The organism is Williamsia sp. Y712 (assembly GCF_059445525.1).
Genome location: NZ_JCAIUN010000001.1, coordinates 2,030,295 through 2,055,315 on the forward strand (window position 1 = coordinate 2,030,295; position 25,021 = coordinate 2,055,315).

Sequence of the window (25,021 nt, forward strand, 5' to 3'; positions counted from 1 at the left end):
AGGAGAACTTCGGCGCCACCGATGACCCCGGTGGTGCGGCAGCCGCTCAACTGGACTACTGGCGAACACAATTGGCCGGTATGCCCGAGGTGATCGGTCTGCCCACCGACCGTCCGAGGTCGAATGTGCGCAGTGATGTGGGCGGCAGCCACCTGTTCTACGTGCCCGCCGACCTGCATCAGCAGGTGGTGGCTCTGGCCGGGGCCCGCGGACTGTCGAGCTTCATGGTCCTGCATGCCGCCGTGGCAATTCTGCTGGCCCGCAGCGGAGCTGACCAGGATGTCGCCCTCGGAACCCCCGTCGGTGGACGCGGCGCCGTAGAACTCGATCCGGTGGTCGGGATGTTCGTCAACACCCTGGTCCTGCGAACCGATGTCCCCCTGGACCGGTCGGTCGGCGACTTCCTGTCCGACGTCCGGGCCCGCGACCTGGACGCGTTCGACCACAGTGACGTTCCGTTCGAGCAGATCGTCGATGCCCTGACGGTGAGTCGATCAACGGCACATACGCCGCTGATCCAGGTCGTGTTCGGGTTGAACAACAACGCCCGGCCCACGTTCGAACTCGAAGGACTCGAGGTGACCCCAGGTGCGGTGGACACCGCATTCAGCAAGTTCGACCTGTCGTTCGAACTCACCGAACAGTGGGGCGAGAGCGGAGCGGCCGCCGGCCTGGCCGGCTTCCTCGGTTACGCCACCGACATCTTCGATCCGTCGACCGCGCAGGCCTTGGCAGATCGGCTCCTGCGGATCCTGCAAGGCATGGTCGCAGACGACGACGTACTCATCGGTGAGATCGACCTGCTCGACGAGCAGGCACGCACCGACCTGGTTCCCGTGCGCGGTGTACCCGCGCCGGAACCGGCAACCCTGATCGATCTGCTCGACCACGCAGCGGCCGTTGACCCCGATGGTGTCGCGCTGATCTGCGGCGAGCAGGCCATGACCTACCGCGAGCTCGACAACCGATCGAACCGCCTTGCCAGAGAATTGATCTCACGCGGTCTGGGACCCGAAGACGTGGTGGCACTGGGCATCACCCGCAGTATCGAATCGGTGCTGGCGGTGTGGGCGGTTGCTCGAAGTGGTGCGGCGTTCGTGCCTGTCGATCCGAACTATCCGGCCGATCGGGTGGCGCACATGCTCGCCGATTCCGGGGCGCGGATCGGTATGACGCGTCGCGTCGACGCCATGCGGCTGCCGAAGACAATCGACTGGCTCGACATCGACGATCCGGCGTTGCACCGTCACGCAGGTGATCTGATCACCGCCGCCGAACGGCGCGGCAGCGTGCGGGTATCGAACTGCGCGTACATCATCTACACCTCGGGCACCACCGGGAAGCCGAAGGGCGTGGAGGTCACCCACCGCGGACTGGCAGCCTTCAGCGACGAGCAGCGGCGCCGCTACCGGACCGGGACGTCCTCGCGCACACTGCACTTTGCGTCACCGAGCTTTGACGCGTCGATCCTCGAACTGCTGCTGGCCGTGGGTGCAGGCGCCACCATGGTCATCGTGCCGCCAGGGGTGTACGGCGGCGGCGAGCTCCACGCACTGCTGGCCGAGCATCAGGTCACGCATGCGTTCATCACGCCTGCCGCCCTGGCGTCGATCGACCCGCAGGGTCTTCCGCACTTCTCCGATGTGGTGGCCGGTGGCGAGGCAGTGCCGTCAGATCTGGTGCAGCGCTGGGCTCCCGGCCGTCGCCTGTACAACGGTTACGGCCCCACCGAGACCACGATCATGACCAACATCAGTGATCCGATGACAGCCGGTGAACCGATCACCATCGGTGCTCCGATCGCCGGTGTGAGTGCGCTGGTACTCGACAGCCGATTGCATCCGGTACCCGTCGGTGTCCCGGGCGAGCTGTACATCAGCGGACCCGGTGTCTCCCGCGCCTACCGCGACCGGCCGGATCTGACCTCGACCCGATTCGTCGCCAATCCGTATGGCGCCCAAGGCGAGCGGATGTATCGCACCGGTGACGTCGTCCGGTGGGTTGCGGTCACCGGTCCCGACGGACACGTCGGCTACGAGGTCGGCTACATGGGCCGATCCGACCAACAGGTCAAGGTGCGCGGGTTCCGCATCGAACTCGGTGAGATCGACGCGGTGCTCGCCGGTCATCCCGCGGTGGACTTCGCCGTGACCATCGGTGTCGACGGCCCCACCGGTGACACCGCGCTCGCCGCCTATCTGAAACTGAAGCCCGGTGCCACCATCGACTCGCGCGACCTCGCTGACTATGCCGGTGGGTTCCTGCCCAAGTTCATGGTTCCGAGCTCGATGGTGTTCCTCGACGAGGTGCCGCTGACCCCGATCGGGAAGCTCGACAAGAGGGCACTGCCCGCGCCCGAGTTCGCGTCGACGGCGACCGAACACCGGGAACCGTCAACACCGATGGAACATGCGATCGCCGCGGCCTATGCCGAGGTCCTGGGGGTCGAGGCAGTGGGCGCCGACGACTCGTTCTTCGATCTCGGTGGCAACTCGCTTGCCGCCACGCGCGCCATCGCGAGGATCAACGAGGTTCTCGGTGTGCGACTTGGTGTTCGGATACTGTTCGAGGCACCGGTGGTGGCAGATCTCGCCGAGGCGATCAGCGCCTCCCCGGATCTCGACGGCATGCCCATTCGGCCGTTGACGCCGCAGCCGCGCCCCGACCGGATCCCACTGTCGCTCGCGCAGCAGCGGATGTGGTTCGTGAACCGGCTCAATCCCGATGCCGCGGACTACAACATCCCCCTCGGTCTGCGACTGCGGGGACGGCTCGACGAGGCCGCCTTGACCGCTGCCCTGACCGATGTCGTGGAGCGGCAGGAGATCCTGCGTACCGTCTATCCGGATTCGGTCCAGGGGCCCTACCAGAAGGTCTTGACCGTCGATGAGGCTGCGCCGACGCTGATCTCGGGGACCGTGGGCTCCGAGGACGAACTCCTCGCGCTCTGCCTCGAGACGGCCACCGAGGGATTCGACGTCACCGCGGCGCCTCCGTTGCGCGCGTTGTTGATCGAGGTCGGACCTGACGATCACGTGGTGCTCCTGGTGATCCACCACATCGCGGCGGATGGTTCGTCGCTGGTGCCGCTGGCCACCGATCTGATGTCCGCCTATACGGCGCGCGCCGCAGGCAGCTCGCCGGTCTTCCGGCCACTGTCGGTGCAGTACGCCGATTACGCGATCTGGCAGCGCTCTGTGATGGGGTCCGAAGAGGATGCGGATTCGGTTGCCTCGCAGCAGATCTCCTTCTGGCGGCAACACCTTGCCGGGCTCCCCGAGCTGCTGGACATCCCCACCGATCGGCCGCGCACCGACAAGCGGTCGGTGGCAGGCGGTGAGGTTCGGTTCACGATCGGAGCGCAGCTGCAGCAGCAGTTGCACGCCATCGCCAAGGACAACGAGAGCACGCTGTTCATGGTGGTCCACGCCGCGTACGCGATCTTGTTGTCGCGGTTGAGCGGTTCGGTCGATGTTGCCGTCGGCACCCCGACCGCCGGACGCAATGCCTCGGCCGTCGAAGGACTGGTCGGCATGTTCGTCAATACCCTGGTGATGCGTAGCCGGGTGGATTTCTCGGCGTCCTTCACCTCGCTGCTCGCCGAGACGAAGGCGTCGGACCTGGCCGCGTTCAACAACGCCGACCTGCCCTTCGAGCAGGTTGTCGAAGCACTCGCACCGGTGCGCTCGCGCAAGTACGCGCCGCTGGTGCAGGCCATGCTCACGATGCAGAACATCGACATCCCCACCGTCACGTTGCCGGGTCTGCAGGTCAGCGGACTCGAGTCGCCGCTGCGCTATGTGAAATCCGATCTGGGGCTCAGTGTTTCGGAATCCTTCGGAACCGACGGCCGGGGCCGGGGTATCGACGCGGTACTCGACTACGCGGTGGACATCTTCGACGAGTCGACCGTCGAGGCGATGTCGCAGCGATTCCTCTCGGTGTTGACCGCGATCGCTGCCGATCCGGACGTCATCGTCGGGGACATCGACATCCTGACCGCGGCCGAACGCCGCTCGCACGATCGATCGATCGATGGTGCAGAGGCAGAGGGCTTCGGATCGGCACTTGCCGAGCTCAAGGGCAAGTCGCTCTCGGAACTGCTGGAGACCGCAGCGCGGATCAATCCCGACGGAATCGCGCTCTCGCACAACGGTACCGATGTGACCTATGGCGCCCTGCACGCCAAGTCGACCGAACTCGTGGTGACACTGGCGGCGGTCGGTGTCGGTGCCGAGGCCGCCATCACGGTCGCGCTGTCGACGTTGCTTCCCGGACTTCTCGAAGGCGACTCCGCCGTCGGCTTCGCCGAACAGTTCACGGGCATGCTCGCCTCTGTCATCATGGAATCGGGGGAGGGATCGGCACGGGATGCCACCCTGGTGCGGTTGTTCGACGAACAGGTTGTGCGCACTCCCGACAACCGGGCTCTCATCGACGGGGACCAGGTCCTCACCTACGCCGAGCTCGATGCACGCGCCAACAAACTCGCCCGCCTGCTGATCGCCCGCGGTGTCGGACCCGAGAAGCTGGTGGCGATCGCACTCGAGCGGACCGCGGATCTGGTGGTGGCGTTGCTGGCGGTGTTGAAGGCCGGTGGTGGTTATCTGCCCATCGACGTCAGCCACCCGGCAGAGCGTCTGCAGTTCGTCTTCGATGATGCGGCGCCCGTCTTGGTGCTGATGACCGAGAACCACCGGCCGGCGTTGCCGTCGGAGTTGCCGACCACAGTGGTGCTCGACGCGCCCTCGGTCGCCGACGAACTCGCGACCCTCGACGGATCAGCGGTGGCGCAGACCGAGCTCGCCGGGCCGCTCGTACCCGCGAACACCGCGTACGTGATCTACACGTCGGGTTCGACCGGACGTCCCAAGGGCGTTGTGATCACCCACGAAACAGTGGTGGCCCTGTTCCGGAACACACAGCGTGACTTCGGTTTCGACGAAAATGACGTGTGGACGATGTTCCACTCGTACGCCTTCGATTTCTCGGTCTGGGAACTATGGGGCCCGCTGCTGTACGGCGGCGCGCTTGTCATGGTCGACTTCGCGACGTCGCGTTCGCCGCACGAGTTCCGTGAGCTCCTCGTCCGGGAACAGGTCACGGTCCTCAACCAGACACCGTCGGCGTTCTATCAATTCGCCGAGGCCGATCGGGTGGCCGAATCGGGCGATCTGGCGTTGCGGTACGTGATCTTCGGTGGCGAAGCGCTCGATCTCGGACAGCTGGACCGGTGGTACTCCCGCCACGCCGACACCGCTCCGGTGCTGGTGAACATGTACGGGATCACCGAGACGACCGTGCACGTCACGAAGATGCGCCTCGATCGCGAGTTCGCCGCGCAGGCAACGTCGTCGGTGGTCGGTGAGCCCATCAGTGGTTTGCGGGTCCACATCCTCGACGGCCGCCTGCACCCGGTGACCACGGGTGTTGCCGGTGATCTGTACGTCTCGGGCGTCCAGCTCGGCCGGGGGTATCTGGATCGGCAAGATCTGACCGCCCAACGCTTTGTCGCCAACCCGTTCGGGGCTCCTGGCGAGCGGCTCTACCGGTCCGGCGATATCGCGCGCTGGAATACCCACGATCAACTGGAATACCTGGGGCGCAGCGACTCCCAGGTTCAGCTACGCGGCTACCGGGTGGAGCTCGGTGAGGTGGAGGCAGCGCTGTTGCGGACCGACGGCGTGGCTTCGGCTGTCGCGATCGTCGAAGGTGCGAACGGGCAGGGCCTGTCCACCGGTGAACGTCTGATCGCATACGTCGTTCCCGAGTTCGGTGCCGCGTTGGGTACCACCGGAGTTCGGGCTGCGGTGGCAGATTTCCTGACCAGCTACATGGTCCCGGATGTGGTCATGATCCTCGATGAGCTCCCGCTCACGGTCAACGGCAAACTCGACCGCGCCGCGCTGCCCCGACCGGAATCGGGCGGCGACGACTCGCAGCACGTCGAACCACGGACAGCCGGCGAACGTGCAGTTGCCGCGGTCTTCGCCGACGTCGCCAAGGCTGCGCAGGTGGGCGCCACGGACTCGTTCTTCGACATCGGCGGCACCTCACTCGGGGCCACCCGGGTGGCAGCGCGGGTGGCAGCAGCACTCGGTATCGAGATCAGCGTCCGCGACATCTTCGACCATCCGACCGTTGCGGAACTGGCGGAGCTGGCAGCCGGGCGTACGGGCGCGGTCTCCACCCGTCCACCACTGCTCCCGCGCGAGCGTCCCGAACGGATCCCGCTGTCGCTGGCCCAGTCCCGGATGTGGTTCATCAACCAGTTCGACACCAGCTCACCGGCATACAACCTGCCGCTGCCGTTGCGGCTGTCCGGTGAACTCGACGTCTCGGCCCTCCGCGCGGCCATCGCCGATGTGGCGCAGCGTCACGAGTCGTTGCGCACCACGTTCCCGGATTCATCGGACGGACCACATCAGGTGATCCACGGAGCGGACGCCGCGGTGACCGACATCTACCGCGAGATCGAGGTGCGCGCCGATCAGGCGGCGATCGAGGCGGAACTCCGCAGGCATGCGGTGGCCGGCTTCGATGTGAGCTCCGAACTGCCGATCCGCATAGTGCTGATGCGTGTGTCCGAGACCGAGCACCTGCTGATGATGGTGGTTCACCACATCGCCGCCGACGGCGCCTCCATGGCGCCCCTGTTCGCGGACCTGTTGCGGGCATATGAGGCACGGCGGTCCGGAGTGGCCCCCGATTTCGAACCGCTGGCCGTGCAGTATGCCGACTTCACCCTGTGGCAGCGGGAGGTTCTCGGCGACGAGAAAGACGCCGATTCGCTTGCCGCGCAGCAGGTCACATTCTGGCGCAAGACCTTGGCAGGGCTACCGGAATCGGTGAACCTGCCGACGGATCATCAGCGGCCTGCGACACAGTCGCTGCGCGGTGGCGGCCACCAGTTCGAGGTTCCGGCGCAGGTCCGTGAAGCGCTGCAGCACATCGCCCGTACGCACGACGTCAGCATGTTCATGCTGATCCATGCGGCACTGGCCGTGTTCATGGAACGGATGAGCGGAGTCACCGACATCGCTGTCGGTACCCCGATCGCCGGTCGCGGTGAACAGGCGCTCGATCCGCTCGTCGGCATGTTCGTCAACACCGTCGTACTGCGCACCGAGGTCGATCCCAAAGAGACGTTTGCCGACCTTCTCGCCACCGTGCGTGCGGCAGACATCGATGCGATGGCGCACGGCGACATACCTTTTGAGCGCCTGGTCGAAGTGCTCGACGTGCCCCGCTCGACCGCGCACCATCCGCTGTTCCAGGTGGCGTTGTCGTTCGACAACAACGAGGTTCCCGAACTGACGCTCCCCGGATTGCGGGTGTCACCGGTACGCGCCGACTTCGACGTCGCCAAGTTCGATCTGCAGTTGTCGATCGGCGACAACGACGAACCGGGCGCGGCGATGCGCGGCCTGTTCACCTATGCGAGCGATCTGTTCGACCCGTCATCGATCCGCAATTTCGCCGAACGGTTCAATCGCATCCTGGCTGCGGTGGCCGTTGACCCCGACATGGTCGTCAGCGACATCTACGTGCTCGGTGACGAGGAGTTCGCCGATCTGGTGTCGGTGTCCGGGCCTGAGGGCACCGCGCCACAGACGCTGCCAGAACTACTCGGCCGCGGGGTCGGGATCAACCCGTCCGGCGTCGCCGTCTCCTACCAGGGTCGCGAGCTGACCTACACCCAGCTCGATCGCCTGACCAACACCATCGCTCGTCGCCTCATCTCGGCGGGCGCCGGACCGGAAACCGTTGTCGCCCTGGGAACCCACCGCTCGCTGGCCTCTGTTGTCGGAACCTGGTCCATCGCGAAAACGGGTGCCGCCTACCTCCCGATCAACCTCGATTACCCGCGCGAACGCATCGTGGAGATGCTCAACGACTCGGGGGCGCTTTTCGGGATCACCGTCGCCGCGGACGCCGGCGATCTGCCCGCTGTGGTCGATTGGCACGACATCGACGAGCTGGCCACCGGTGACGAATCCGGTGCTGCCGTCACCGATGCCGATCGGATCAGCCCCATGCGGCTCGACCAGGTCGCCTACCTGATCTACACCTCCGGCTCGACCGGCAGGCCGAAAGCGGTGGTGGTCACGCACCGCGGTCTGGCAAACCTCGCTCAGGACGTGCGCGAGCACTACGACGTAGGCCCGGACTCCCGGTTCCTGCATGTCGCCTCACCGAGTTTCGACACGTCGGTCGGCGAACTGCTGGCCGCGTTCACCGCCGGTGCAACCGTTGTCGTCTCACCCCAGGACGTCTTCGGTGGCTCCGAACTGGCCGAGCTGATCGCCGCCGAACAAGTCACCAATGTGGTCATGACGCCGACCGCGTTGATGACGGTCGACCCCGCCGGGCTCGACTCGGTGCGCTCGGTTGTCGTCGGTGGCGACGTCTGTCCTCCGGAACTGACCGACCGCTGGCCGGGCGCGTTGCGAAATGCGTACGGCCCCACCGAGGCCACGGTCATCGTGACCATCACTCCCGCCCTCGATGCCGGCGACCGGGTGACCATCGGTTCTGCGTTGCGAGGAGTCACCACCCGCGTCCTGGACTCGAGGATGCGCGTGGTTCCGCGCGGTGTTGTCGGTGAGCTCTACCTGGCCGGGCCCGGGGTGGCGCGGGGTTACCTCAATCGTCCGCAGATCACCGCCGAACGGTTTGTGCCTGATCCCTACGGCGAACCCGGGGCGCGTCTGTATCGCACCGGCGACCTCGTGCGGTACAGCATGGACGCGGATGTGCACCCCAACTCGCTGGAGTATGTGGGCCGCAGCGACTTCCAGGTCAAGATTCGTGGTTTCCGCGTGGAGCTGGGGGAGATCGACCGGGTGCTGGACGCGCATCCCGACGTCGACTTCGCGATCACACTCGGCACCCCGGGTCCGCAGGGCGATCACGTCCTGGTCTCCTACGTCCTGGCCAAGCGCGATCGCGAGATCGATGTGGAGTCGCTCAAACGCGCTGTGGGCGAGCATCTGCCGCAGCACATGGTGCCGACGGTTGTCATGTTGTTGGACTCGATTCCGCTCACCCCGATCGGCAAGCTGGATCGGCGGGCGCTACCGGCGCCGGTGTTCACCGTGGGCGAGCGGACATACATCGCACCGCGCAACCAGATCGAGGCCACGTTGGCCGAGGTCTACGCCGAGGTACTCGGCGTATCCGAGGTCAGCATCGACGAGAGCTTCTTCGACCTCGGCGGCAACTCACTCAGTGCCACCAAGGTGGTCGGGCGCGCCAGTGCCGCCCTCGGCGGAAAGATCGGTGTGCGGGAGTTGTTCGCAGCTCCCACCGTTGCCGAACTCGCGCAGCGGCTCTCGTCGGAGACCGGTGTGCGCACGCAGAGGCAGCCACTGGTGGCACGCCCCCGGCCGGTCCGGATCCCGTTGTCGCTGGCTCAGACCCGGATGTGGTTCCTCAACCGGTTCGATCCCGATTCGGTCGCATACAACATCCCGGCGGCGGTCACCCTGGTCGGCGATCTCGACCTGCCTGCACTGCGGCGGGCGATCGCCGATGTGGCGGCCCGACACGAGTCGTTGCGGACCGTCTACCCGGATTCACCGGCCGGACCGCATCAGGTGATCCTGACGCCGGCCCAGGCGACTCCCGAGATCGAGCTCCTGGAGACGACCGAAGAGACGGTCGCCGACACGATGCGTGAATTCGTCTCGCGGGGATTCGACGTGACCACCGCGGTGCCGGTGCGGATCGGCCTGTTGCAGGTCAACCCGACCCGGCACGTGCTGGCCATGGTCATCCATCACGTGGCGGCCGACGGTCAATCGGTGGCACCGTTTGTCGGTGACCTCGCGATGGCCTACGCGGCGCGGTCGCAGGGCGAGAGCCCGAGCTGGACACCGTTGGCGGTGCAGTACGCCGACTACTCGATCTGGCAGCGCGAACTCCTCGGCGACGAGAAGGACCCGAACAGCCTGCTGTCGACGCAGATCGACTTCTGGAAACGCAATCTCGACGGTGTACCCGATCAGCTGGAACTGCCCGCCGATCGTCCGCGTCCACCCGTGCAGTCGCTGCGCGGCAGGCAGCATGCGTTCAGCATCTCGGCGGATCTGCACCGCGGCATGGCGGACCTGGCGCGCACGAGGGGCGCGAGTACCTTCATGGCCTTCCACGCCGCCTACGCCCTGCTTCTGGCCCGCCTGAGCGGCAATACCGACATCACTGTCGGCACACCGATCGGTGGTCGCGGTGAGAGTGAGGTCGAGGGTGTCATCGGCATGTTCGTCAACACGCTGGCGTTGCGGACCGACATCGATCTCGGCCGCAGCTTCAACACACTTCTCGATGCCGTTCGCGACCGGGACGCTGAGGCGTTCTCCCACGCCGACGTGCCTTTCGAGCGTCTGGTGGAGGTCCTCAACCCGGTCCGGTCCACCGCGCATCACCCGATCTTCCAGGTCGGTCTGTCGTTCCAGAACATGGAGCGGTCCAGTCTGGAACTGCCCGGTCTGAGCATCGAACCGGTCGAATTGCCGGACGGTGTCGCCCAATTCGACCTGCAGCTGATCTTGTCCGACAACTATGACGACGCAGGCAGGCCCGCAGGCCTCGACGCGGTGTTTACCTATGCCGACGACCTTTTCGACGCGCAGACGGTCGACACCTTCGCAGGCCGCTTTGTCACCCTTGTCGGTGAGATCGTCGCCGAGCCGTACACCGCCGTCGGTGATCTGCCGATGCTGACGGAGCGAGGGCGTCGGGAGGTGCTGCGGGGTCGCAACAACACCTCGGTGGTGTTGTCTGCAGGAACACTGGCCGCCGCGCTGCAGCAATCGTGGAACGACAACTCGGATCTCGTCGCCATCGAGTGCGACAACGAGCAGGCGGTGACCTACGCTGAACTCCGTTCGCGGGTCAACGCCGTTGCCCGGGTTCTGATCGATCGCGGTGTCGGTCCGGAAACCGTTGTCGGACTGGCCATGCCACGTTCACTCGATCTTGTCGTTGCGATGTACGCGGTCTCGGTGGCAGGTGGCGCATACCTGCCCATCGATCCCGATCATCCCCTCGATCGCATTTCCTTCATCATCGACAGCGCGCAGCCGGTGATGGTGCTGGTGGCGGGGGAGCGGCCGTCCGGCCTGCCCGACGCCGTCGAGGTGGTGGATCTGACCGAACTCGACACCTCGTCGGTGTCGGTGGACGAGATCGATGACAATGACCGGTTGGCGCCGTTGCGCCCGGAGAACACCGCCTATGTCATCTACACCTCCGGTTCCACCGGCAGGCCCAAGGGTGTGGCGGTGTCGCATGCGGCAATCGTCAACCAGCTCAACTGGATCACCTCCGAGTTCCGGCTCGGCAATGACGACGCACTGCTGCTGCGCACCCAGGCCACCTTCGACCTCTCGGTCTGGGAGTTCTGGTGGGCCGTGACCGCGGGTGCCCGTCTGGTGGTTGCCGACGCGCAGGGGCATCGGGATCCGGTCTACCTAGCCGGACTCATCGAACGCACCGGCGTGACCACCGTGACCTTTGTGCCCTCACTGCTCGGAGCCTTCCTGTCCGATGCCCGGCCCGAGCAACTGACGTCGCTGAGCCACGTGCTCTGCATCGGTGAGGCGCTGACTCCTGATGTGGTGCACCGGTTCCGGCAGCTGACCGCAGGCACCGGCCCCGTTCCGCAGTTGCACAACCTGTACGGGCCGACGGAGGCCGCGGTCAGTGTCACGCACCAACCGGTGCCCGCGACGATCGGCTCGGTGGTTCCGATCGGTCGCCCCGAGTGGAACACGCAGATCTACGTCCTCGACACCCGGTTGCAGCCGGTGCCGGACGGGGTGACCGGTGAGTTGTACCTCGCCGGTGCCCAACTCGCCCGCGGGTACCAGGGTCGCAGTGATCTGTCCTCCGAACGGTTTGTCGCCAATCCGTTCGGCGGCAACGGGACCCGGATGTATCGCTCCGGCGACCTGGCCCGCTGGGTTGCGGTCGCGGGTGAATCGCCCACGCTCGAATACGTCGGGCGCAGCGACTTCCAGGTGAAGGTGCGTGGATTCCGCATCGAACTCGGCGAGATCGAGCGTGTCCTGCTGCAGTCGCCGCAGGTGCGGGCCGCAGTCGTGACCGTCCACAGCGACCCGCACGTGGGCGAACAGCTGGTGGCCTACGTGGTGACCGAGGGCGCCGCGGCGCCGGACACCCACGCCGTGTTGGCGGCCGCCGCCGAGGAATTGCCCGCGTACATGGTTCCTGCAGTGGTCGTGCCGCTCGATGAGCTACCGCTGAGCATCAACGGCAAACTCGATCGAAAGGCGTTGCCCGAGCCGGTATTCGCCAGCACCGAGGGATATCAGCCGCCGCGGACACCGGTCGAGGAGATCGTGGCAGGCATTTTCGCCGATCTCGTCGGTGTCGATCTCGTGGGTGTCCACGACAGCTTCTTCGTGCTCGGCGGGAACTCCCTGACCGCAACACGGGTCGTGGCCCAGATCAACGCGGCGGTGGGATCAGATCTTGCTGTCCGTGATCTGTTCGTCGAACCGACGGTCGCCGGCCTCGCGCAGTTGGCCGAGCGGGCCGACGGTGGCCGCGATCGTCCACCGCTGATCGCCGGACCGCGTCCGGACCGGATACCGCTGTCTCCGGCACAGAGCCGGATGTGGTTCATCAACCAGTTCGACACGGCGTCGCCGGCGTACAACATCCCGGCCGCCATCTCGATGTCGGGCGAACTCGACACCGAAGCATTGCGCGCCGCGGTGGCCGATGTGGTGCATCGCCACGAGATCCTGCGAACCCGGTACCCGGACGACGGCCACGGGCCACGGCAGCTGATCGTCGACGGCAGCGACCTGCCCGATTCGGCCTCGACCCTCGACATCCACGAGGTCGCCGACGACAACGACCTGCACGCTCGGCTGCGTTCGCTGATCGGCGTCGGATTCGATGTGACCGAGTCGATCCCGGTGCGGATCGCGCTGTTGCGGCGCGAGGCGAACGAACACGTATTGGTGATGGTGATCCATCACATCAGCGGCGACGGCTCCTCGGTTGCCCCGTTGGCGCGCGACATCATGGTCGCCTACACCGCCAGAACCGCGGGCAGCGAGCCCAGCTGGGCTCCCTTGCCGGTGCAATACGCCGACTATGCTCTGTGGCAGCGCCGGGTCCTGGGAGACGAAGCCGATCCCGAATCCCTGGCCGCACGTCAGATCGAGTACTGGACAAAGCAACTCGACGGCATCCCCGACGTCATCGACCTGCCACTGGATCGACCCCGTCCGCCGGTGCAGTCCACGGCAGGCGCCTCGTTCGAGTTCGGGCTCGATACGTCGGTGCGTGATGGCCTGCAGCGGGTGGCAATGGATCATCGGGCGACGATGTTCATGGTCTGCCACGCCGCTCTGGCAGTGCTGCTCGCCCGTTCCGGTACCACTGACGACGTCGTCGTCGGGACGGCGATCGCCGGGCGCGGTGAACCCGAACTCGATGATCTGGTGGGCATGTTCGTCAACACCCTGGTGTTGCGGACTGCTGTTGACCCCGGTGAGCGGTTCAGCGATCTGCTGGCCCGGACGCGCAGCACCGACATCGCGGCGTTCACCCATACAGAGATCCCGTTCGAGCGACTGGTCGAACACCTGGCGCCGGAGCGTGAAACGTCGTACGCGCCGCTGTTCCAGGTCGCGCTGGCATTCCAGAACAACGAGCGGGCCGTACTCGAACTGCCGGGCATGCGTGTCTCGGCGCTGGAATCAACAACCCCCACAACCAAGTTCGACCTGCAGCTGACACTGGCCGACACCGTCGACGAGGCCGGGGCAACCGGCCTGTCGGCGCAGTTCACCTACGCAACGGCGCTGTTCGATCCTGAGACGATTGCCGCTCTGGCACAGCGGTTCAGTGCGATCGTGGCGGCCATTGCCGCCAACCCCGACGTCCGGGTCGGGGACATCGACCTCCTCGAGAGCGGGCAGCGGGCTGCCCTCTCGCCGGTGTCCGGGGCTCCGGATGTACCGCCGCGCACCATGATCGAGATCTTCGACGAAGCGGTGGCCGCCCATCCCGACGGAGTCGCCCTGATCTGTGGCGACACATCGCTGACCTACCGTGAACTCGACCGGCGCGCGAGTCGTCATGCCCGGCAGCTCCTCGAACACGGTGTCGGGCCGGGCACGCCGGTGGCGCTGGCGATCGGCCGCTCCATCGAGTCCATGACCGCCTTCTGGGCGATCGTGAAATCAGGTGGGGCAGTGCTGCCGATCGACCCCAACTATCCCCCCGCGCGCATCGAGAACATGATCGTCGACGCGGACGTGACGATCGGTCTGACCACCGGCGACCTGGTCGGCAGGCTTCCGCAGCTCACCAAGTGGCTACCGCTGTCTGCCGATTCGGAGTACGGATCCGTTGACACCGATGGTGGGGACGGTCCAGGCGAACCGGTCGCGGTACGGGCGTCGCTGGATGATCTGTCCTATGTGATCTTCACGTCGGGTTCGACCGGCAGGCCCAAGGGTGTCGGCACCACGCACCGCGGACTGGCGAACCTGATCGCCGAGATGGCTCCGCGATTCGAGCTCACGCGGGCATCACGGGTCCTGCACTTCGCGTCCCCGAGCTTTGATGCCTCGATTTTCGAGATCATGATGGCGGTGGCGTCGGCCTCGGCCCAGGTGATCGCACCGTCGACGATCTTCGGTGGACCCGATCTGGCGAGGTTGCTCGCCGAGCACCGGGTGACACACGCATTCGTGACTCCTGCGGCCTTGGCCACCGTGCCCGCCGACGGGCTCGGCGATATCGAGATGATCGCTGTTGCAGGCGATGTCTGTCCTCCCGAGCTGGTCCGGCGCTGGGCGCCCGGACGCTCGATGTTCAACCTGTACGGGCCGTCGGAGGCGACCATCTGGTCGACCTCGACCGGGAAGATGGATCCGGAGCAGCCGGTCACGATCGGTGGGCCGGTCACGGGTGTGCGGGCTCTGGTGGCCGACTCGCGGCTGCAACCGGTGCCGCCGGGCGTGGCAGGCGAACTCTATGTCTCGGGCGCTTCGGTGGGCCGCGGGTATCTGGGCAGGCCAGGCCTGACGGCCGGGCGTTTTGTCGCCGATCCGTTGGGCAAGCCGGGATCTCGCATGTACCGCACCGGTGACGTCGTGCGGTGGAAGCAGGTGTCCACCGGTCGCTTCGAGCTCGAGTTCCTGGGTCGCAGCGACCATCAGGTGAAGGTTCGCGGCTTCCGTATCGAACTCGGTGAGATCGATGCCGCGCTCGGCGATCATCCCGACGTCAGCTTCGCCGTGACCATGGGGCACCGCCATCCGCATACCGGACAGACGGTGTTGGTGGCGTACGTGTATCCGCATCCCGGCCGGAACGTGATGGCTGCCGAGCTCAGTTCGGCTCTGGGAGAACGTCTTCCCGGACACATGGTTCCTTCGTCGATCACGGTGCTGGACTCGGTGCCGTTGACACCTGCGGGCAAGCTGGATCGTCGGGCACTGCCCGAACCGGTCTTCGGTGCGGATTCCGACGCCTATCGGGCGCCGGGTACCGAGATGGAAAAGCGACTCGCAGAGCTGTTCTCCGAGGTCCTGGGTGCCGGTCGCATCGGTGTCGACGACTCGTTCTTCGCGCTCGGCGGCGACAGCATCGTCTCGATCCAGTTGGTGTCACGGGCCCGATCCGCGGGCATCGTGTTCACTCCGCGCGACGTCTTCGATCGGCGGACGATCGCCGAACTGGCCCAGGTCGCCCAGGTCGCGGCCGATGCACAGATCCAGATGCTCGACGAATTGCCCGGCGGCGGTGTGGGTGCGCTGCCGCTGACCCCGATCATGCGTTGGCTTGTGGAAAGCCGTCGGGAGTACCGCGAGTTCTCGCAGGCAAGCTTCCTCACGCTGCCCGCAGATCCGGGCGCGGACCGATTGCTGGCCGCGGTCGGCGCGGTGCTCGATCGGCACGACGCCCTGCGGTCCCGACTGGTGATCGGCGACGGATCGGCCCGGCTCGAGGTCGGCGCTGTCGGTTCGGTCGACCCACGGTCGGTTCTGACCCGGGTCGAATTCGCCGCTGCGCCGGGAAGCCCCGAGTTCATCGAGATCACCCAGGCCGCGGCCGCCGAGGCGATCGTCCGCCTCGATCCGGCGACCGGTTCGATGGTCCAGGTGGTCTGGTTCGATCCTGCCGCCGGCAGTCCGTCCGGTGTCACCGGACGGCTCTACGTGCTGATACACCACCTGGTCGTCGACGGGGTGTCGTGGCGGATCCTGTTGCCCGACCTCGCCGTGGCCTGGGGACAGAGCGAGAACGGCGGCACGCCGCAACTGGGCGAGATCGGCACGTCGCTGCGCGCCTGGGCCACCGCACTCGTCGATTCCGCCCCGCAGCACAGCGACGAGATCGACTACTGGACAACGATCGTCGAGACGGAAGATCCCGTGCTGGGGACCCGTCGCATCGACCCGGAGCGGGATGTGGCCGCGACCATCGAGCGCCTGGACCTCGAGTTCGGCACCGAGGTGACCGAGTCGATGCTCACCGGCGTGAGCGCCACCTACCGCGGTGGTGTGAACGATGCGCTGCTGACCGCGCTGGCAATGGCGTTGCGGGTGTGGCGTTCTCGTCGGGGATCGGACGTCGGCTCAGTCATCATCGACCTCGAAGGTCACGGTCGTGAGGAAGATGCGGTCGGCGGTGCCGACCTCTCCCGTACGGTCGGCTGGTTCACCTCGATGTACCCGCTGGCGCTGGATCTGTCCGGGATCGACGTCGACGACGCGTTCACCGGTGGCCCCGCTGCCGGTGCGGCCATCAAGTCAGTCAAAGAACAGCTGCTCGCGGTCCCGCAGGCCGGAATCGGTTTCGGGCTGCTGGCGTACGGCGGCGATGAGCGGACCCGCGCGATGGCCGACTACCGCGGTGCACAGATCGGATTCAACTACCTCGGTAGGGTTGCGGCCGGACACGACGGCAACACCGACGCAGCAACCGATTTCGGGTGGCAGCGGGCGACCGACGGCGGGCCACTGGGCGGCGCCCAGGACGCGGGGATGGTCGCACCAGCCGTGCTCAGCATCAACGCTGTCACCACCGATCACCCGGATGGTCCACGGCTGTCGGCCTCGCTGGCCTACGCGGGCGGGATCCTGCAGTCCGACGAGGTCCGCGAACTGGGTGACCTGTGGGCGTCGGCCGCGGCTGCTCTGGCGGCACATGACAATTCGCCGGCATCGGGTGGCCTGACTCCGTCCGATGTGCCGTTGGTCCGGATCGCACAGGACGAGATCGAGGCACTCGAGAACGACTTCGCAGCGATCGAGGACATCTGGTCCCTGTCACCGTTGCAGATGGGCATGCTGTTCCACGCCGAGGTCGCCGATCAGCACATCGACATCTACACCGCACAGATCGTCTTCGAGTTGGCAGGCGCGGTGGACACCGAGCGGATGCGGAACGCCGTGCGCGCCCTCATCGACCGAAACCCCAACCTGCGGGTCGGTTTCCGGCACATCGGCGACGGTTCGCCGGTACAGTTCGTGGCCGCCGGTGTCGAAGCGCCGTGGCAGCTGATCGATCTGGGCGCGGAGTACGGCGACGATGCCGCCGCTGCAGACCGCGAGGCCGATCGACTGCTGTTCGAACATCGCAGCGCCCGGTTCGACATGGCGACACCACCGCTTGTACGGGTGATGATGCTGCGGATGGGGCCGGACGAGAACGGCGCTGAGCGCTACCGGATGTCGCTGACCAACCATCACATCCTGCTCGACGGCTGGTCGGGGCCGCTGCTGATGGAGCAGCTCTTCGTCCTCTACGCCACCGGAGGCGACGACACCCATCTGCCGCGGACTCGGTCGTACCGTGACTTCCTGGTCTGGCTCGCCGCACGTGATGCCTCCGCGGCGATCTCGTCGTGGCAGCAGGCGCTCGATGGGCTGGATTCGCCGACGCTGTTGGTCGAGGACACCGTGGCGACTGACACCGCGGCCGCCGATGCCGGTGACACCGTGCCGACCGAGTTGGCGCTGGACATCAGTGGGCGCACGTCGAGCGGTCTGGCCGATCTCTCACGCGAGCGCGGTCTGACGATGAACACCCTGGTGCAGGCAGCCTGGGGCATCGTGCTCGCACGCACGTTGGGTACCGACGACGTGGTCTTCGGTGCGACGGTCTCGGGCCGCCCGCCAGAGGTGGCAGGCGTGGAATCGATTCTGGGCCTGTTCATCAACACCATTCCGGTGCGGATCAGGCTGGGCGAACGCGAGACGATCATCGGGCTGCTCGAACGGATCCAGTCCGAGCAGGCCGGTTTGCTCGAAGCCCATCACGTCGGTCTGCCGACCATTCAGCGTTCCGCGGGTCTGCCGGTGCTGTTCGACACGCTGACGGTCTTCGAGTCCTATCCGGTGGACCGGACCCGTCAGCAGGGCGAGTCCGGCATCGATGGCATGTTCATCGCCGGGGCGCAGATCAACGACGCCTCGCATTATCCGGTGACCGTTCTCGCGCAGGCGGATCCGGATCTGTCGCTCACCCTGAAGTACGTCCCGGCCTTGGTCTCCGGTGATCGGGCCGAGATACTGGCCAACCGGATCGTGCAGGTGCTCGACACCATCGCGCAGGCGAGCTGGACGCCGGTGCATGAGCTGGACCTGCTGGACCAGGACGAAGTGACTGCGCAATTGCAGACCTGGAACGCCACCGATCGGGAGATCCCCGACCGCACCGCGATGCAGCTGTTCGCCGATCAGGTGAAGGCCACGCCTTCGGCAATCGCTTTCGGGGACAACAGCACCGAATTGACCTTCGCCGAGTTCGACGCGCTGACGAACCGGCGTGCCCGGGCCCTGATCGCTCAGGGCATCGGACCCGACAGCATTGTCGGCGTCGCGATGCAGCGCGGGCTCGAACAGGTGGCGACGGTCTACGGAATCCTCAAAGCAGGCGGGGCGTACCTGCCACTGGACATCGACGGCCCGGACGACCGGTTGCGGACCGTGGTGAGCGATGCCGGCGTGCGTTGCGTCGTCGCAAGCGCTGACCTGCTGAGCCGTGTGCGATCGGCACTGCGCGATGTTGTCTGCGTGGATCTGACGGCACCCGATCTGCAACCAGCCGATGCGAGTGCGCTCCGGGACACCGAGCGGCGTGGACGCATTCATCCGGAATCGCTTGCGTACGTCCTGTTCACCTCCGGGTCGACCGGTCGCCCCAAGGGTGTCCAGATCACCCAGCGGGCGCTGGTCAACCAATTGCGGTGGATGGCAACCGAACACGACTTCTCGGCCGACGACGTCGTGCTGCACAAGACACCGTTCACCTTCGACGCCTCGGTGTGGGAGATGTTCGCACCGGCACTGGTGGGTGCCCGCACGATTGTGGCCCCACCGCAGGCACATCGGGACGTCGACGAGCTCGTGGCCCTGATCGCCCGCCACGCGGTGACGATCGTGCAGTTCGTGCCATCGGTGCTGGCCGTCTTCTCACAGCAGGCCACACCCGAGACCGTCTCGACACTGCGGCTGGTGTTCAGCGGAGGCGAGGCTCTACCGCTGTCGCTGGCCACTCGGGTTGCCGCACTCGCAGAGACGCGGGTGGTCAACCTGTACGGACCCACCGAGGTCACCGTCGATGCCACGTCGCACGTTGCTGCCGACGGTGCCGATGGCCGGACCGACGCTCGCGTCGCGGTCGACATCACGCCGATCGGCGCGCCCGTGTGGAACACCCGGAGCGTGGTGCTCGATCGCTGGTTGCGTCCCTGTGTGGTGGGAGCTGTTGGTGAGCTTTATCTTTCTGGGCAGCAGCTCGCCCGCGGATACCTCGGACGGCCGGATCTGACCGCTGAGCGGTTTGTGCCTGCGGTCCACGGTCCGGCAGGTTCGGTGATGTACCGGACCGGCGACCGGGTGCGGCGGCTACCCGACGGCACCCTCGACTACGTCGGCCGTGTCGATTTCCAGGTGAAGGTGCGCGGCCTGCGTATCGAACTCGAAGAGATCGAAACGGCGTTGGCCCGCCATGACCTGGTCGAGCAGGCCGCCGCGGTCATACACACCGACGGCGGCCGCCAGCGACTCGTCGGATACGTCAGCAGGCGCGCCGGGCACGACGTCGACCCGGCCGCGATACGCGAACACGCCGCGCGAATGTTGGCCTCCTACATGGTGCCCGAGACGATCGTGGTGCTCGACGAGTTCCCGCGTGGACGATCCGGCAAGATCGCCCGCCGCGAGTTGCCGTTGCCCGAGGCCGTCTCGACGGCAGGGCGCGCCCCGGAGACCGAGGACGAACGACTGCTCTGCCAGATCGTCGCCGACATCGTCGGACTCGACGAAGTCGGAGCCGATGACTCGTTCTTCGAGCTCGGAGGCGACAGCATCATGGCGATGCAGCTGGTGAGCCGGGCGCGCAGTGCCGGCCTGAAGTTCACCGCCCGGGACGTCCTGGAGTTGCGTACCATCGCCGCACTGGCCGCGGCCGCATCGACCACAACCGCAACAGCATCTGCCGACGAGATCCCGGGAGATGTTGCCGCTCATACGCGTATCGCACCGTTGAGTCCGGTTGCCGTGAAGATGATCGAACGCGGTGGCGACCACAGCCGGTTCGTGATGCCGATGGTCGTCAACCTGCCCGTGGGTGTGACAGAAGACGACATCGTCGCGACGATGAGTGCGGTGACCGATCAGCACGACGTGCTCCGCTCGCGACTGGACAGCGATGAACGCACCCTGGTGATCGCTCCTGCCGGTGGCGTGGACGTCAGGTCGCTCCTGTCGCGGGTGGAACTCGCCGGTGATGCGCGTCCGGGAGAGCCGGGATACCAAACCGCACTGCGTGATGCGCTGTTCGACGGCGTCGACCGCGTGGATCCCGAGGCCGGGGTCATGCTGCAGTTCGTGTGGCTTGACGCGGGTCCGGACGCCACCGGCCGGTTGCTCATCGTCGCCCACCACCTCGTTGTCGACGCGGTGTCGTGGCGGATCCTGGTCGCCGACATCGCAACTGCGGGTTCGCAGGTCTCTGCCGGTGGGGCAGTGGATCTACCGGATGCCGGCACCACGTGGACCCAGTGGTCCGTCGCACAGCACGCCCAGGCGGGAACTCGCCGCGGTGAGCTGGACCACTGGTCGGCGGTGCTCGGTGGGGAGGACCCGGCTCTGGGTGCACGCCGCCTCGACGTCACCCGGGATCGGGTGGACCTGCAAAGCCGCATGGAGGTCGAGATTCCGGCCGCGATCGTCGAACCGCTGTTGGCGGCGGCAGGCGCCGATGTCACGGTGGCCGACCAGTTGGTCGCCGGACTCGCTGCAGCCGTTGTCGGGTGGCGGCGCGATCGTGGTTACCAGATCACCAACACCCTGCTCACACTCGAGGGTCACGGCAGGCAGGAAGCAGTTGTGCCGGGTGCCGACCTGTCCCGGACCGTCGGCTGGTTCACGTCGATGTTCCCGACCCGGATCGACCTCGACGGCATCAACATCGACGAGCTGTACGCCCGGGCAGAAATCGCCGACGACGTACTCACCCGCACCCGGGAGGCCATGGCGGCCAACCCGGAACGCGGGATCGGGTACGGAATGCTGCGCTATCTCGATACCGAAGGCGCCCAGGTTCTCTCGGGGTTCGGCGACCCGCAGATCGTCTTCAACTTCATCGGGACGATCCCCGGCGGCGATGTGCCTGCCGAGGTGGCCCGCGCGCCGTGGTTCCCCGACGTCAACGGTCCGGATCTGGGAAGCGCCGATGACGCCGAGGTGATCGCGCGTGGCAACCGGATGCCGGCGCAGGCCGAGATCGACATCCAGTCGATGGCCACCGCGGGTCCGGACGGGACCGTGGTCCGGGCGTATGTGACCTACCTGCCGGACGTGCTCGAGCGCGACGACCTCGACGAGTTGGTCCAGCATTGGATGCTGGCCCTGCAGGCACTGGCCGAACGCGCCGCCCGCTGACGTGAACGCCTGCTGCCCGTAACCCCTTGTGGATCCGAGGGGTTACGGGCAGCAGGTATCAGAGGCGAAGGCCGCTACGGGCAGGGGGCGGGATGGTTCGCACCGTATCCGGGATCGAGTGCGTCGAGCGTGAGCCAGATGGCGCGGGGGCTGCTGGTCACCTGCATGTGGTCGACTTTTGCTGCGGCGCAACCGTCCTGGACCCAGACGTTCCGCACGGTATGGCCGGGGGAGGGCACGAGGAAGGCGTTCTCGGCCGGTGTGACCATCATGTCGTCACGCGTTGCGATGGCGACGTACTCGACGCCGGGCCGGGTGTCGCCGCCTCCATTGAGGTCGCTGAGGAACGGTGACCCCGCCATCTGCTCGACATACGAGGGACCGACTGCGGCGTTGAACAGCTCGATCACCGGGATTCCGAGCAACTGCGCGATGGCACCGAGTCCCTGGTTCAGGTGGAAGCTCGTGCCCTGATTGGTCCCCGCCAGACTGATGAGCGTGTGCACCGCGTTCTGCGCCGGGTTGGCGATGTCGGTGCCGCCCGCATTCTTCAAGTATTCGCGTGCCACCAGGGCGCCCTGCGAATGGCCGATCAGATCGACCTGCGCGGCACCGGTTTGCGTCCGGACCTGTGCGACGAAGCCGGCGAGCGTCTGCGCGGACCGGACCACGGTGTCGCCGCCGACCAGATCGAGAAGGTTCTGGCCGGAGCCCGGAACACTCTTCCCGTAGTTGAGGGCATATACGCAGTAGCCCTCGTCTTTCAGTCTGGGGGCCAGGGTCTTCCACGTGGTGTCCATGTCGGCCCACGTGCCGTGTACGAGAACGACCGGACGAGGGTGCTCTGCGGACGGAACGCACGAAGGATCATTGGCGCCCTGGGGTGATCGCGCAGGGGCGGCCTGCGCAGGCGCGCTCACGCCGACATGGGCGCCGATGCTGAGCAGGACAGCAACAGTCAATGCGCCGATCGGGCGCCGCCAATCACGCATCAATGTGCTACCTCCAGCTGCGATATGTCATCGAAGAATCGGTTGTCCCCACATTTCATGATCGCACGCCGATTATTCGCGCTTGCAACTCCCCCGGTCGCGGATTTGCTGTTGTGCATTTTCCCTGTGAGGGCGCCGCTATTGTCAGTATTCGGCTTCCGCACAAATTTCGGATGACAATCTTTCGCGACGATGCAGTTTTGAAACTGTGAGCGAATTGACACCACGAGCCCGCCGCGTACGTGACCGAAAGCCCTGTGTGTCCGGTACGCGGGGTCGACCCGTCCGATCCACCGTGGTCGGCTGCCGGCGTCGACTCAGTCGGAGCCGTAGGGCAGGACGCGCTGCTGTCGCTCGGAGAAGAGTTGTCGTGGAGAGTACCGGCCCTTGACGGGGTCCCAGGCCCGTGCGGGCACCCAGAAAAGCCGGTGGAGCAGTCGCATCGTGCGCACGTTTGCCCACGACCGCTTCGCCGCCTCGGGCATGCCACGGGCTTCCAAGGTGGCCGGCATATACGCGGTGAATTGCCGATAGATGGCGGTGCTCGACAGCATGCGCCGCCCAGAGGCGCCGATCTCCATGTTCGGGATGAACACGCTGCGCTGGCCGGTCTCCTTGGTACACAACGTGATATCGAGGTCGTCGAAGATTCCGTCCTGTTCGAGCAGGATCGGCCGGATCTTTTCCCAGGTCGTGCGGCGGATTGCCATGTTGGCCCCGAAGAGCGACGGAATGTCGCCACCATTGCGGTCGGCATTCGACATCGCCAGCTTGACGAGACGCCGGTGAAGCCACTGCAGTGGCATGTCGTACTGGTCGAAGAGCCCGGTGCCGGCTCCGACGGTCTCGTCGGCGCGGGCGAAGAAGTCCCGGACCGCGGCCGCCCATCCGGGCTTGGCGCGGGTGTCTGCGTCGAGGCGGCCGATGATGTCACTGGTGACATCGTCGAAGCCCGCATTTCGTGCGGCGATCACACCCCGCCTGGTCTCTTTGACGACCCGCAGCTGCGGGATCTGCTCGCAGAACGAGGTGGCGATCGCTGCGGTGTCATCGGTCGAATTGTTGTCGACGACGATGATCTCGTCGAGTTCGTCGAGCTCGGTTTTCAGCGAGTCCAATAACCAGCCGATTGTCTCGGCCTCGTTGTAGGCGGGTATTACCAGTGACATCGTCGGTTTATGCATTGGAGTCCAGTGTGCCTGAATATTGAACGCGAAGACAAAGCAGTATCAATGACAGGCTTTTCTCAGGTAGAAATGTTCATTGGACCCAGACGGGCGCAGAATCCGACTGCTGCGCGCAGTCATCGGGTGTTTTCCGGGCCGGCTGAGTTGCCGGGATGCCAAACCCGGCGAGCAGGCCCGCATAGTGTTTGGGTCGCGGGGGCGCCCATTCGCCGACACCCGCCGGCGCCATGCCGAGGGTGATCAACGACTGCAGGAACGCTGTCCCGGCGGCGACTCCGTCGATCACCGGTAGCCCGATTTTTGCGCTGATGGTCTTGGCCAGATCTGCCATTCCGGCGCACCCGAGCAGGATTGCGTCGCAGCCATCGGCCTCGGCGGCCGAGCGGCAGGCCTCGATGAGGATCGCGGCGGTCTCAGGGTTGGATTCGAGCTCCAGTACCGGGATCTCGCACGCGTGGAACCCGATGCAGCGCTTGCTCATCCCGTATCTTTCGGCCAGTTCCTCGGCCCGGCCGATCGTCCGGCCCAATGTGGTGACCACAGAGAATCGCCGCCCCAACATCGACGCCGCATGCATACCGGCCTCGGCGATCCCGAGTACCGGACCCGACGAGACTTCTCGCGCCGCATCAAGCCCGGGGTCACCGAAACAGGCCAGCAGATACCCGTCCGCGCGGCGGTCACTGCGTTCGGACGTCAGGATTGCCTCGAGCACACCGGGTACCGCGAGTGCCTCGTCGTAGTGCGACTCGATCGAGGCGGGCCCCATCGTCGAGGTGAGCGGCACGATCTCCGTCCCGGGCCCGGCCACCGATCGTGCGGCGGTGGCGATCTGGTCGGTCATCGACGCCGTCGTGTTCGGGTTGATCACGCAGATGCGCATTGCTTCATGCTC

The 25,021-nt window shown here is 66.2% G+C and carries 3 protein-coding genes and 1 pseudogene (1 of these 4 running past the window's edge); 1 reads left to right on the plus strand and 3 read right to left on the minus strand.

Annotated features, from left to right (window positions below):
- Window positions 1–21,947: pseudogene (locus AC1D75_RS09210) on the plus strand (non-ribosomal peptide synthase/polyketide synthase); its annotated part reaches 12,049 nt to the left of the window's first position; the annotation flags it as partial.
- 74 nt (window positions 21,948–22,021) lie between these two features.
- Here the strand turns inward: AC1D75_RS09210 and AC1D75_RS09215 are convergent.
- The 3 genes from AC1D75_RS09215 to AC1D75_RS09225 form a co-directional block, all read right to left on the minus strand.
- Window positions 22,022–22,939, minus strand: a complete 918-nt coding sequence (locus AC1D75_RS09215) for an esterase/lipase family protein (protein ID WP_495514957.1) — start codon at window positions 22,937–22,939, stop codon at window positions 22,022–22,024.
- A 317-nt stretch (window positions 22,940–23,256) separates the two neighbouring features.
- Window positions 23,257–24,123, minus strand: a complete 867-nt coding sequence (locus AC1D75_RS09220) for a glycosyltransferase family 2 protein (RefSeq protein ID WP_495514958.1) — start codon at window positions 24,121–24,123, stop codon at window positions 23,257–23,259.
- A gap of 76 nt (window positions 24,124–24,199) precedes the next feature.
- Window positions 24,200–25,009 (minus strand): aspartate/glutamate racemase family protein, encoded by an 810-nt coding sequence (locus AC1D75_RS09225; RefSeq protein ID WP_495514959.1) that lies wholly within the window; start codon window positions 25,007–25,009, stop codon window positions 24,200–24,202.
- Window positions 25,010–25,021 lie beyond the last annotated feature (12 nt).

Bases quoted from the DNA above. Each gene is read 5' to 3' on its own strand.
- AC1D75_RS09215 (WP_495514957.1), bottom strand. From the start codon at position 22,939: ATGCGTGATTGGCGGCGCCCGATCGGCGCATTGACTGTTGCTGTCCTG.
- AC1D75_RS09220 (WP_495514958.1), bottom strand. From the start codon at position 24,123: ATGCATAAACCGACGATGTCACTGGTAATACCCGCCTACAACGAGGCC.
- AC1D75_RS09225 (WP_495514959.1), bottom strand. From the start codon at position 25,009: ATGCGCATCTGCGTGATCAACCCGAACACGACGGCGTCGATGACCGAC.